This window comes from Cytobacillus gottheilii (assembly GCF_001636345.1).
Taxonomy (GTDB): Bacteria; Bacillota; Bacilli; order Bacillales; family Cytobacillaceae; genus Cytobacillus; species Cytobacillus gottheilii.
Genome location: NZ_KV440945.1, coordinates 2,038,927 through 2,050,935, shown reverse-complemented (window position 1 = coordinate 2,050,935; position 12,009 = coordinate 2,038,927). Strand labels below are relative to the sequence as shown.

The 12,009-nt window shown below is 36.9% G+C and carries 14 protein-coding genes; 2 read left to right on the top strand and 12 right to left on the bottom strand.

Annotation, left to right across the window (positions count from 1 at the left end; all coding sequences use genetic code 11):
• The first annotated feature begins 76 nt into the window (after nucleotides 1–76).
• The gene (locus tag A6754_RS22950; RefSeq protein ID WP_180320207.1) at nucleotides 77–241 is read left to right on the top strand and encodes a hypothetical protein; all 165 of its coding nucleotides are present in this window, start codon (nucleotides 77–79) and stop codon (nucleotides 239–241) included.
• A gap of 80 nt (nucleotides 242–321) precedes the next feature.
• Here A6754_RS22950 and rsgA read toward each other — a convergent pair whose 3' ends face one another.
• Nucleotides 322–1,374, bottom strand: a complete 1,053-nt coding sequence (gene rsgA / locus A6754_RS09910) for a ribosome small subunit-dependent GTPase A (protein ID WP_066444512.1) — start codon at nucleotides 1,372–1,374, stop codon at nucleotides 322–324.
• A 346-nt stretch (nucleotides 1,375–1,720) separates the two neighbouring features.
• Here rsgA and A6754_RS09905 point away from each other — a divergent pair, with 346 nt between their 5' ends.
• Nucleotides 1,721–2,473, top strand: a complete 753-nt coding sequence (locus tag A6754_RS09905; RefSeq protein ID WP_066444509.1) for a DUF4397 domain-containing protein — start codon at nucleotides 1,721–1,723, stop codon at nucleotides 2,471–2,473.
• A gap of 105 nt (nucleotides 2,474–2,578) precedes the next feature.
• On the opposite strand, the gene A6754_RS09900 is transcribed toward A6754_RS09905, so the two are convergent.
• From A6754_RS09900 to A6754_RS09850, 11 genes are all read right to left on the bottom strand, one after another.
• Complete coding sequence (locus tag A6754_RS09900; RefSeq protein WP_066444507.1) at nucleotides 2,579–3,160, bottom strand: YpmS family protein; 582 nt, start codon at nucleotides 3,158–3,160, stop codon at nucleotides 2,579–2,581.
• A 13-nt stretch (nucleotides 3,161–3,173) separates the two neighbouring features.
• Nucleotides 3,174–4,049 (bottom strand): SGNH/GDSL hydrolase family protein, encoded by an 876-nt coding sequence (locus A6754_RS09895; protein ID WP_257297437.1) that lies wholly within the window; start codon nucleotides 4,047–4,049, stop codon nucleotides 3,174–3,176.
• Between the two features lie 256 nt (nucleotides 4,050–4,305).
• A complete protein-coding gene (locus A6754_RS09890) occupies nucleotides 4,306–4,839 on the bottom strand; it encodes an SCO family protein (RefSeq protein ID WP_066451545.1) in 534 nt (177 codons plus the stop codon).
• A 143-nt stretch (nucleotides 4,840–4,982) separates the two neighbouring features.
• Nucleotides 4,983–5,963, bottom strand: coding sequence for a nucleoside hydrolase (locus tag A6754_RS09885; RefSeq protein ID WP_066444498.1), 981 nt, complete (start codon nucleotides 5,961–5,963; stop codon nucleotides 4,983–4,985).
• A gap of 200 nt (nucleotides 5,964–6,163) precedes the next feature.
• Nucleotides 6,164–7,006, bottom strand: a complete 843-nt coding sequence (locus tag A6754_RS09880; RefSeq protein WP_066444496.1) for a DegV family protein — start codon at nucleotides 7,004–7,006, stop codon at nucleotides 6,164–6,166.
• 321 nt (nucleotides 7,007–7,327) lie between these two features.
• Nucleotides 7,328–7,579 (bottom strand): DUF2535 family protein, encoded by a 252-nt coding sequence (locus tag A6754_RS09875; protein ID WP_066444486.1) that lies wholly within the window; start codon nucleotides 7,577–7,579, stop codon nucleotides 7,328–7,330.
• A 127-nt stretch (nucleotides 7,580–7,706) separates the two neighbouring features.
• Nucleotides 7,707–8,462 (bottom strand): twin-arginine translocase subunit TatC, encoded by a 756-nt coding sequence (tatC, locus tag A6754_RS09870; protein ID WP_066444485.1) that lies wholly within the window; start codon nucleotides 8,460–8,462, stop codon nucleotides 7,707–7,709.
• A 111-nt stretch (nucleotides 8,463–8,573) separates the two neighbouring features.
• A complete protein-coding gene (locus A6754_RS09865) occupies nucleotides 8,574–8,771 on the bottom strand; it encodes a twin-arginine translocase TatA/TatE family subunit (RefSeq protein ID WP_066444484.1) in 198 nt (65 codons plus the stop codon).
• 513 nt (nucleotides 8,772–9,284) lie between these two features.
• Nucleotides 9,285–10,553, bottom strand: a complete 1,269-nt coding sequence (gene ilvA / locus A6754_RS09860; protein WP_066444476.1) for a threonine ammonia-lyase IlvA — start codon at nucleotides 10,551–10,553, stop codon at nucleotides 9,285–9,287.
• Between the two features lie 153 nt (nucleotides 10,554–10,706).
• The gene (locus A6754_RS09855; RefSeq protein WP_066444469.1) at nucleotides 10,707–11,186 is read right to left on the bottom strand and encodes a dihydrofolate reductase; all 480 of its coding nucleotides are present in this window, start codon (nucleotides 11,184–11,186) and stop codon (nucleotides 10,707–10,709) included.
• A complete protein-coding gene (locus tag A6754_RS09850) occupies nucleotides 11,183–11,977 on the bottom strand; it encodes a thymidylate synthase (protein WP_066444466.1) in 795 nt (264 codons plus the stop codon). The genes A6754_RS09855 and A6754_RS09850 overlap by 4 nt, the downstream gene beginning before the upstream one ends.
• Nucleotides 11,978–12,009 lie beyond the last annotated feature (32 nt).

Genomic DNA, 12,009 nt, shown 5'->3' with positions numbered 1-12,009 from the left:
AATTAGATATTATGCAAGAAAATAGACTAGATGAAGGCTAAGTACACAGGGAAAAAATCTAGAGGGAGGTTTAAAGATGAAAGTAAAAACTTTATATGGCTGGACCGAATCAAAAATGGACGACAGAATCAATCATTTTATCAATGATCCTCGTATTGAAGTCATTCATATCCAATATGCTTCGCCGGTCTTCTTTTTTAGTGCGATGGTTACTTATAAAGAGAAAAAGGAAATGCTATAAGCCATAAATGCTTACATGGCACCTGATAAAAAAAGTTAATAACAATATAAAAAAGCGCAGGATCCTGCGCTTTTTGCCTTTTATCGCTTATTCGATTGAACTGATACACTTTTCCAGAGTTTTTTTTGTTCTGCCTGTGCCCGCTTATCTTGTTTTCGGTCTAGATAAGCCAGCTCCCTCAGCAATTTTTTATAACTGTTTAACCTTGCTTTTTCTATCTCTCCAGCCTTTATCTTTGCCTTTACAGCACACCCAGGTTCTTTTTCATGCTGACAATCTCTAAATTTGCAATCCATGGCAGCCTTTTCGATATCGCTAAAGCTCTCACTAACTCCATGATCACTATCCCATAATTGCAGCTCTCTCATTCCAGGGGTATCAATTAAAATACCGCCGTTTGGAAGTAAAACTAATTCACGATGTGTTGTCGTATGTCTTCCTTTATCATCTGTACCTCTAATCTCCTGCACTTTTTGCTTTTCATTTCCAAGAAAAAAGTTTGTTAAAGTGGATTTGCCAACACCCGATGATCCCAATAAAGCAACTGTCTTTCCCTGCTGCAGATAAGATGTCAATTGATCAAGACCTTCCTCTGTCACAACACTAACTGAAATGACAGGTACACCAAGCGCTACTGATTCAATTTGAGCAATTTTCGAGGCAAGATCACTGCATAAATCAGATTTAGTTAAAACAATGACAGGATTTGCTCCGCTTTCCCATGATAATAGTAAATACCTTTCAATTCTTCTTACATTAAGATCCTCATTTAATGAATTGACTAAAAAAATAGTATCCACGTTTGTTGCCACAATTTGTTCTTCCGTACTTACACCTGCAGCTTTCCTTGAAAACTTACTTTTTCTCGGCAGGAGACGGTGAATGATGCCACGGTTTTCTCCGCTCATTTCTTTCACGGCAACCCAGTCTCCAACAGCAGGGTAATCTTCTCTTTCGGTTGCTTCAAAAGAAAATTTTCCTGATACTTCACAAAGTAATTCTCTTGTTTCTGTCACTACCCGGTAAGATCGTTTATGTTCTAATGTGACTCTTCCAGCCACATATCCGTCTTTCTCAAATGGTTTAAAAAAACCTTCAAAATGATCGTCATAACCTAAATTTTTTAATGTCAAATTTATTTCCTCCGCTTTCGTTTATAAAATAATAAAAACCATAGGCATACACAGCCCATGGTTTAATAAACGAAAGAGAAAAAAACATACTTTCTTCTATAAACTTTACAGATTAAAATCCATTTGGGCTGTGCTAGTGCATTCAATTAACGTTTGATTTACAAATAAGCTTGCCATAACACATCACCCTTTCACTTTTGATTTTTTTATTATATCACTAAATTCAGAAAAAGCAAACAGTTTATCATGTCATCCTTTATTCTTTGGTTTTTTAGACACTCACCTAATGCATTTCGCATAATCTGCTATTACATACTTTTATAACCATTGTTAGGAGGTCACCATTTTGGAGAATCATACATCAACACAGCCTCATTTTATGAAAGCTGAACACTATAGAATAAAAGCTGACTATTATAAGTACACAGATATTGAAAAGTATACAAAGTATTACCAAAAATACTTACAGCACATCTATTCAGCGATGAAGCATTCCAGAACGAACTCTCTCCAGCCTCTGCATGTCCTGCCAAGCAGAGTTCGCTTGCTTCATGCTGCACATGATGTAGAAAAAGCAGATATATACTTAAATGGTTCTAAGATTTTACAAAACTTTCGTTATTCTAATGGAAGCAGTTACTTAGCTTTGCCTTCCGGTACGTATCAGCTTGATCTACATCCAGCAGGCAATTCCAATCAAAGATTGCTGCACCAAGTGATTGAGATAGAGCCGGGCAAGGCATACACCATTACCATATCAGGTATTGGAGAAGCTATAAAAGGTACAATATTTGAAGATGATCAAATCGTTCCGCATGGTGAAGCGTCATTTAGATTTATTCATTTATCAACAGATGCACCAGCCATTGATCTAGCCGTTAAAAATGGGGATGTTGTGTTTCATAGCATCAGCTACCGGCAAGCAAGCGAATATCTTGGCATCTCTCCCATAACCGTTCATCTGCATGCAAGAGTAGCAGGAAGTGATAATCATATATTTCCAATCGAAAATATAGTCTTTAAGGCAAATACAATTAACACTATTTTTCTCGTTGGATCTATTACAGGCCGCCCTAAATTAGATGTCTTAATGATGTGAAGCTGCATTTAATGACTCTATTTTATACTGCGGAATTCTCATAATAAAAGAGGTGACCTTCTGGCCACCTCTTAAAATAACAGTCTATTCTTTTCGTTCTGCTTCTTACTGAACAGGTACAAGCAAAGAAAAACGAATATCATCTTGCTCTAAATTAAACTCATTTACTTTAACTTTCACATCACTTTTTAGCTTCATATCCGTTAAAGCGACATAAATACGCTCCTCACTAGGTACAATTTCCACCCATTCCGGAATATCATAGTTATCCTTCACAAATTTCATCACATATGATGCTGGAAGCTGCAGCTGACCGACAGACATTTCTTTCTTTTCTAATACAATATCTCCATTTTCCAGGGCAGTAGGCTCAAACGCAAGTTTCATCTGTATTTCCTGAGTAAAAACAGGCAGTGAACCGATTAGTTCCACATCATCATTTAGGAAAATCTGATAATCGAACGCACCTGTCAAACCTTCACTTTCTAAGTAATGGTTTATGACACCATTCAAATCCTGCTTGTTTGCACTAATAGAAAAAGGAGCATATCCACTTTCATTTAATTCTTTTTGTTCATAGGCCTGATGTTCAGTTGGTGTATAAATTAAAAGTGCTAACAAAACGAATAATGCAAGATTTAATCCCAACAAAACGAAAAAAAACAGCTTCCATTTATTCTTTTTCAAATCTCCTCACCTCTTAGCTGTCCATTGACTTCTCTAATAAAATATCTGTTAATGCTCTTTCTTTCACTACCTCATAAATACGATTCCCCATCTTCTCATAGCCTTGATCATTTGGGTGGAAATAATCAGTATATAGGAGGTTTTCCCCTTCTGTTTGAAAAATATCATCTACATCAACAAAAAATGTATTTGAATATTGGCTCAACATGGTCTTACTAGTTTGATTCCAATCACTCATAATTTCATCGATTTCTCTAATATCTGAAAACCAAGTTAAAAAAGGATTATATAAACCGATCAGACCAATTTTAACTCGTGGATTGTATTCTTTAATCGTTTGCAGCACATCCTGGAGATTTTTCTCATACGTCTTCTTTTGCTGAGCAAAAGCCTGCAGATTGAGCGCTGTGAAATTTTCCCTTACGACCTTCATAATATCATTTCCGCCAATAGTAACTAAGACTAGATCTGCTTCTGCAATCGAAGCTTTAACCTCTTCTGTTTTTAATTTTTTTAACAGCTGATCTGAACGATTGCCGCGCACACCATAATTAGCAAATGATGCGTCGCCGATTCCGCGCTCTTTCTCCAGCAGAGTCTCAGTATAGGGAACATAGCCGCCTTTGCCTGTACTATCCCCAACACCCTGTGTTAATGAATCGCCTACTGAAACAATTGCCAGATTTTGCATTAAAAATGCTGGATCGATCTCTTTCTTCTCAGCATAAACAACACTTTTTTCTATATGTTCAGCACTGCTTTTACTTAAGCCAATATTACAGGCAGACAGGAAAAGCATACTTATAATTATAATAATTATTAACAGAGGCTTTACTGATATACATAAATTACTTGCTGTTGAAGGTTTAAAGGTGAATTTTTTTACCATTTCATCACCCCTCTTAGAAGTATATCTATTATAGCATGATCATAAGAGTCTTGAAAAATAGGACTTGAACACCAGCCTTTCATTCTGTCCGCCGTTAAGTCTTATCCTGCAGAACTCATACGAACTGCATTAAGGCCAGTCTATTTATTTAAAACAAGAAAATACCTAAGCTGTAATTTCCCACTCTATCTGCTATCTAATTCATACATTGTATTATTTACGTAGATCATGAAAAAATAGACCCGATAAGAAAGGTCTATTGCAAAGTTTTAATATCGTCTATTATTTCTTCGTATGGAACGCCAGTCACTCCTTCATAATATTTCTGTATAACGCCCTCTTTATTTACAAGATAAAATTTCGTATCATGGATGACTTGTTCTTCATTTTTTGGCTTTTGGACAAGTGCCTTAAAAGAATTCAAAGCAAATTCTTCAATTTCTTTTTGTTCATAACCTGTCAGAAAGTGCCAGCCGCTATAATCAACTTCATATAGATCTCCAAACGTTTTTAATGCATCCGGAGTATCATTTACAGGGTCGACGCTGAAAGAGACAAATTGAATATTTTCGATCCCCTCTTCTTCTGCCATTGTTTGCAGCTTTTTCATATTAGAGGTCATCGGCAAGCAGACAGTATCACAATTTGTAAAAATAAAATCAGATACCCATACCTTGCCTTTTAAATCCTGTAACCCGACTTGCTCTCCATTCTGGTTTGTAAATTCAAAATCCTCCACTTCGTAATCTAAAGCCCCATCAATACCGCCAGCTCCACATGCTGAAAGCATTGCAACTGCAAGAATAGCTATGATTGCAAAATATCTCTTTAACTTCACTTCTTTCACCTGCTTCACTAAAGTTCAAGTTTCATTCTAGCAAACCTCCATGAAAGAAGAAAGAAAAGAATATGACAAAGTTGTGAACGCAGTAGTTATAACTCCCTTTCAACAGGGTTTGTCATGACACGATAGAACGTCTCGATGAATTGTCTATAATCAAATTTGACAGCAATATAATGAACTTGATAATTCTCTTTTTTCTCTGCTGGCAACTTTCTAAAATCTCCAATTGTTTGACCAAATGCGACTCCCTTATCGACAACTACTTTGACTGGCGCTTCAATATATTCAATTGCAGATTCCTCCATAATTGCCCAAAAAGTTAGTAAGTCATGCATGGGACTTCCGGATATATCAGCAAACTGTGTTTGATAGAATTCATAATAATAGTCAATCATCGGTTTTAGGAGCTGGCCAAATTGATTGCCTGTTTCAATAAAATGTTCATGAAGCCGATCCACAAGGGCGGGCGTTAAAATAGCGGACATTGTGACATCCAGCGGAATAATATACACCTTTTTTGGTGCATGTGATAAAACGATATTGGCAGCATACGGATCGCCATAAATATTGGCTTCGGCTACTGGGGTCACATTGCCAGGTACAAAAAATGCTCCAGCCATAATATATATATCGGATACTTGCTTTAATAAATTGGGGTATAAAATAAATGCTGTGGCTAGAGAGGATAATCGGCCGATGTTTACAATTAGAATATCATTTTCATATTGTTCAATAACTCTTTTGATCTCATCAAAATTCTCAAAAAAATCAACATCTACTACAACATCATTAAGAATTGGCCCTAATCCGCTTAGACCGTGAATCTCTGGATAAAATTCAGGCATATCTCCAGTTAGCGGCAGGCCAGCTCCTCCAAATACAGGGATTTCAGTCAGACCGGTAAGATCCCGCAAATAGGCGGCATTTTGCAGAGCTTTTTCTTTAGAAACATTCCCATAATCAGCAACAATGCCTACAACATTTACTTCCTCGTTAAAAACCGCAAATGCAGCTGCAACCATGTCATCAATTCCAAAATCACTAAATAGCAGGATATTTTTAACCTTCACTTTTTCACCCCCTACTATAGTAATATTCATTATGAAAAGAAATAGAAATATTTAACAGTATCATTAGAAAAACAGTGATATTTTCCTACAGGATTTATTAACGAAATGTTTAATTCTAATGCGAGGAAAAACATAAGGGTGATTTGTAAAAAGGCAATACATAAAAAAACAGCAGAGATTTTCCCCGCTGTTTTAACTCTTTAATCCAGATAATACATAAATCCTATAGCTCCTGCACCAGTGTGCGTACTGACAATTGGCGTTGTATCTTCAATTGAAATATCTGTATATCCCGTCAGATCTCCAATTGCTGCTTTTAGCTTAGATGCTAATTCAAAGCCCTCAGCATGAACAAGGCCTACACTTTTAATGGTTTTCCCTTTAGCATCTTCTGCAAATTGATTAGCTAAATACTTTACAATTTGTGCATGGCTTCGCACTTTGGCTACTGGTGTGTAAACACCACCCTCAAGTGATGCAATTGGCTTTATATTTAAAAGAGAACCTAATAATGCTTTACCTTTTCCTATCCTTCCGCCCTTGACTAAGTTTTCAAGCGTATCTACGACAACAAATAATTTTGTTTTCGCTCTAATATCATCAAGTGCTGAACATATTTCCTCAACAGAGCTTCCGTTCATAGCCATTTTAGCACCTTCAACCACTTGGAATGCAAGCGCTTTAGAAATATATCGGGAATCAATAACTTTAACATTGCCTTTTGCCATACTGGCTGCACTGTCCGCAGATTGCACTGTGCCGCTCATCCCGCCAGTCATATGGATGGAAATAATATCATACCCCTCATCAGTCAAGCGGTCATACAATTCTAAGAAAACACCTGCTGGAGGCTGTGAACTTTTTGGCAGCTCGTCTGATTCTTTCATCTTTTTCATAAATTCAACCGGTGTAATATCTTTTCGGTCTAAATAAGTCTCTCCATTAATATGAATGGACAATGGAACAACTTCAATATCATATTTTTGTAAAATTTCATCTTGCAAATCAACTGTAGAGTCTGTAACAATTTTGACTTTATTCACGAATTCACGTCCCTGCTATAACAATTCCATTTCATTATACAATTTTACATATATGAAGAAAAGCAATATCATCAATACAATACCTATTAAACTCAGTCATAATAAACACGAATAATCACTGCATTCCATTCAGATGTCATAATAGTCCGCTCTATTTAGCTGCAAAACCTCCGTACTCCGATGGAAGTAAGCGATCTGAATTAAGCTTACAAATTAGTATTTTTTATATGCTCCAATAAAAAACGAATGACCAGAAAGTGTATCTTCTAATCATTCGCAAATATCACTGAGTTGAATTCTTAGTCCAAGCTCTCTTCATTTTTAGGCATTATTCAGTAATTGCGGCGATTGATAGACTTCTTCATAGATCGTCCATTTTGTCATTCTCTTCATATATTCTTTAAAGGAATAAAATGGTCTTTCTTCTGCTGAAGCATAAATTTGATTCATATAAATCTGCAAACGCGCCTGAACTAGAAAGTAATTCGGATTATTTTTGTCTAGAACAGGAATATCGATGATCTTAACCTTCTGCCCAACAGCATTTTTGAACACTAGGCTTTTGAATAACAAATTATCAATCCTCTTTTTCACCCGTTTAACATCATTATACCCTAAAACTCTATTGAAAATTGTCGATTTTTGCATGCAAATAATTATAATTACAACAAGGTATTAGCCATCTTTGTAAAAATGCCAACTAATCAATAACTTCTTCGGTACCTTGCAGTTCTTCCCACTCTTTCTCTTTCTTGAGCTTTCTCTTATATACAATCTTAGAGAGGTTAATACTGACTTCATACAAGAATAACAAAGGAATTGTCACTAAAATATCTGATATAAAGTCTGGCGGCGAAATCACTACAGAGATGACAACAAGTACAAAATATGCATATTTTCTAATTTTCTGCAGCACATATGGATTTATAATCCCAAGTGTTGTAAGAAACATAGCTACTACAGGCAGTTCAAACAATACACCAAAAGGCAATGTCATATGCATAATAAAGCGGAAATATTTATCAGCCGTAAAGTTTGTTACCATCATGCCTTCTCCAAGTTCAACAAGGAAACCTAATACTGTCGGGAAAATAACAAAGTAACCAAAACAAAGTCCCACAATAAACAAAATAAACAATGCTGGAATATAAGAAAGCGAGACTTTTCGTTCAATTGGCGTTAAAGCCGGTTTAACAAACATCCATATCTGTGCAGCTAAGACTGGGATGGTTCCTGCAAGAGCTACAACACCAGCCAATGTGAAATATACCCAAATAATGTCACTAGGACCCAATACAATCAGTTTAACGTCTAAATCACGAACAACCCATTTATAGATCTCTTCCACATAGATAAAACCTAAGATAAAAAAAGCAAAGAAAGCAACAACTGTATAGATCAGTCTCTTTCTAAGTTCATCCAAGTGATCTATTATATTTAATTCTTTATCTTCCATAATCTTCCCCTGCCTGTCTCAATTTACATGCCCAGAGGCAAGGAAAAGTGAGTGCATCATAAATCCACTCACTGATCCAAAAAGAAAAAGTGTAAGAATGAATCTCACACCTTATTTAACAGTTTTTTTATTCTTATCGTCTTCGAATTCTTCCATAACATCGCTTGTTAATTCACGAGTCGATTTTTTAAACTCACGTAAGGTTTGACCAAATGCACGGCCAATTTCCGGAAGCTTTTTCGGACCAAATATAATTAAAGCCAGTACTAAAATTAAAATTAACCCAGGTACACCGATGTTTGATAACATATAAACATCTCCTTAATATGTCTTGTAAATCTGTCTTCATTATATTACTAATTTAGGCTATTGTGTAGAGGATAGCTAAAAATTCATATTATATACACATTAACAATAATAATATAGTAATGCAATAAAAATCACAGACAGCTAGTGGATCTTGGTTCTTTACATTAAAAAAGAGGATGGGACAAATCGAAATTAATATTTCTAAAACACGAATATTCAATATCTTAGTTTCGGTATTTAATCAAGACCGTTCCATTACGCTGCGGACCCTCGCTTTCCGCGGGGAGCAAGCTGAGCCTCCTCGTCACTTCGTTCCTGCGGGGTCTCACCCTTTGCTCTGCAGCCCGCAGGAGTCGAGGGCCCTCCGCTCCATTTCACTCATGTATATAAAATATATTTTATACTTATAAATAAAAAACCGAATGATTAGAAAGATGCCTTCCTTACCATTCGGTTCAATAGGTGTGTTAGTTACTTATGTCCCAGCCTCCTTTATCTATGAATTCTCCATCTTCACACAAGTAAATGGAACAGTTTCTTATCATTATTAATTTCTTGATAGGAGAATCCTTTCTTATCCATTCTTTGGATCATACCAGAATAGTCTTCTTTATTTTTCAGTTCAATTCCCACTAGTGCTGGACCATTTTCTTTATTATTTTTCTTTGTATACTCAAATCTAGTAATATCATCGTTTGGCCCAAGAACCTCATCAAGGAATTCTCTTAAGGCTCCTGCCCGCTGTGGAAAGTTAACGATAAAATAATGCAAAAGTCCTTCATAGAGTAATGAACGCTCTTTAATTTCCTGCATTCTGCCGATATCATTATTTCCGCCGCTGACAATACAGACGATATTTTTCCCTCTAATTTGATCTTTATAAAGATCAAGCGCAGCTATTGGCAGCGCTCCTGCAGGCTCGGCAACAATCGCATGCTCGTTATAAAGCTCCAAAATGGTTGTACAAACCTTTCCTTCTGCTACTGTCACCACATCATCTACCAGCTCCTGGCAAATAGAAAAGGTTTTGTCGCCAACAGCTTTAACTGCGGCACCATCAACAAATTTGTCTATTTTATGTAACGGAGTAACCTTTTGTTCTAACAAGGATTGTTTCATCGCCGGAGCACCATCTGGTTCCACACCAATCATTTTTGTATGGTGAGAGATTGCCTTAATATAAGCGGATGTTCCAGCCATGAGGCCACCTCCGCCAATACTGGCAAATACATAATCAGGTGCGACCTCACAGTCATTTAAGATCTCAACCGCGACCGTTCCCTGGCCAGCAATCACTTTATCATCATTAAACGGGTGGATAAATGTTCTGCTTTCTTCTTTAGCACAATCTAGCGCTTTTTCGTATGCATCATCAAATGTGTCTCCAACAAGAACAATGTCTACATTTCCACGGCCAAAAAGCTCAACTTGACTTACTTTCTGTCTTGGCGTTGTTGCAGGCATAAAGATTTTCCCGCTAATTCCAAGATGCTTACAAGCATATGCCACTCCTTGAGCATGGTTGCCTGCACTTGCACAAACAACACCGCCGTTTCGTTCCTCGTCTCCCAGTGAGTTTATACAATAATATGCACCTCTTAATTTAAAGGAACGAACATGCTGCAAATCTTCTCTTTTCAAATAAACATTACACTCATATTTTTCAGATAACCGTTCATTTTTTTGCAGCGGTGTATGCGCTACAATATCTTTGAGATGCTGATAAGCAATTAAAATATCTTCCAGCTGCACTCTCTTCTCCTTTATAGCACTATGTTTCATATGGCACCCCGTTTCAAATTCAAGTTTAATTTTTTCATTATAACATGATGAATCTGTAAATCAACGCATTATTTGTAAATTTTAGATTATTTCGTTTTTTGTATAGTGCCATTTTTAATGAACACAAAAAAACCAGGAGGCTCACCCCCTAGTTTATTTTGCATAGATTAAGAATTCGTAATCGTAAGGATTTTTTTCATCCTTTATACCTTGTTCTCTTGATTGCAGTGTCCACCCTGAGATGTCTAGCTCAGGAAAATAGGTGTCTCCGTCAAAGACATCGTGGATTTTTGTGATATAAAGACGGTCAGCTGCAGGTAAGATCTGCTTAAAGATCTCTGCTCCTCCAATGACAAATACTTCTTCTAATTTACCGCAGTATTGTAATAGCTCTTCAAATGAATAAAAGACTGTACAATCGTCACAAGTAAACTGCCGATCGCGAGTAATTACAATATTTTCTCTGCCTGGGAGCGGACGCCCGATGGAATCCCATGTTTTTCTCCCCATTACAATGGGACGCCCCATTGTCGTTCTTTTGAAGAACTTTAAGTCTTCAGGCAGATGCCATGGCAGTTTGTTGTCTTTACCGATCACACCGTTCTCATCCATAGCCCAAATTAGAGATATCATACACTGACAACTCCTTTAATATGCGGGTGCGGATCATAAGCTTCAAGCGTAAAATCTTCATAGCTGTAGGAAGAGATATCCTTTACATCCGGGTTAATAACCATTCTTGGCAACTCTCGAGGCTCTCTGGATAACTGCAATCGAACTTGTTCAAGATGGTTTTGATAGATATGAACATCCCCAAACGTATGTACAAATTCACCAGGCTCCAAATCACAAACTTGTGCAATCATCATAGTAAGTAAAGCGTATGATGCAATATTAAACGGCACTCCTAAAAAAACATCTGCGGAGCGCTGATATAGCTGACATGACAGTTTACCGTCCTGCACATAAAATTGAAATAGACAATGACAAGGTGCCAGCGCCATTTTTGGAAGATCGCCAACATTCCAAGCATTTACTATCAGTCTGCGGGAATCAGGGTTCGTTTTGATCTGATGGATTAGCTCACTAATTTGATCCACAGTTTCCCCATTGCGGTCTGTCCAGGAGCGCCATTGATGGCCGTAAACAGGTCCAAGATCACCGTGTTCATCCGCCCACTCATTCCAAATACGGACACCATTATCTTGCAGGTATTGAATATTTGTGTCGCCATTTAAGAACCAAAGCAATTCATGAATAATTGACTTTACATGCAGCTTTTTGGTTGTAATGAGCGGAAAACCTTCTTGAAGATTAAATCTCATCTGATAACCAAATGTACTGATGGTTCCCGTTCCAGTCCGATCGCTTTTCTCTTTCCCATTATTTAAAACATGCTCACACAATTGCAGATATTGTTTCATGTGTTCCCCAACCTCTCGTTATGCTCGTTATA

Coding starts and splice junctions, on each gene's coding strand:
- A6754_RS22950 (WP_180320207.1), top strand. CDS start 77: ATGAAAGTAAAAACTTTATATGGCTGGACCGAATCAAAAATGGACGAC.
- A6754_RS09895 (WP_257297437.1), bottom strand. CDS start 4,049: ATGGTAAAAAAATTCACCTTTAAACCTTCAACAGCAAGTAATTTATGT.
- A6754_RS09890 (WP_066451545.1), bottom strand. CDS start 4,839: ATGCTTTCAGCATGTGGAGCTGGCGGTATTGATGGGGCTTTAGATTAC.
- tatC (WP_066444485.1), bottom strand. CDS start 8,462: ATGGAAGATAAAGAATTAAATATAATAGATCACTTGGATGAACTTAGA.
- A6754_RS09865 (WP_066444484.1), bottom strand. CDS start 8,771: ATGTTATCAAACATCGGTGTACCTGGGTTAATTTTAATTTTAGTACTG.
- ilvA (WP_066444476.1), bottom strand. CDS start 10,553: ATGAAACATAGTGCTATAAAGGAGAAGAGAGTGCAGCTGGAAGATATT.
- A6754_RS09855 (WP_066444469.1), bottom strand. CDS start 11,186: ATGATATCTCTAATTTGGGCTATGGATGAGAACGGTGTGATCGGTAAA.
- A6754_RS09850 (WP_066444466.1), bottom strand. CDS start 11,977: ATGAAACAATATCTGCAATTGTGTGAGCATGTTTTAAATAATGGGAAA.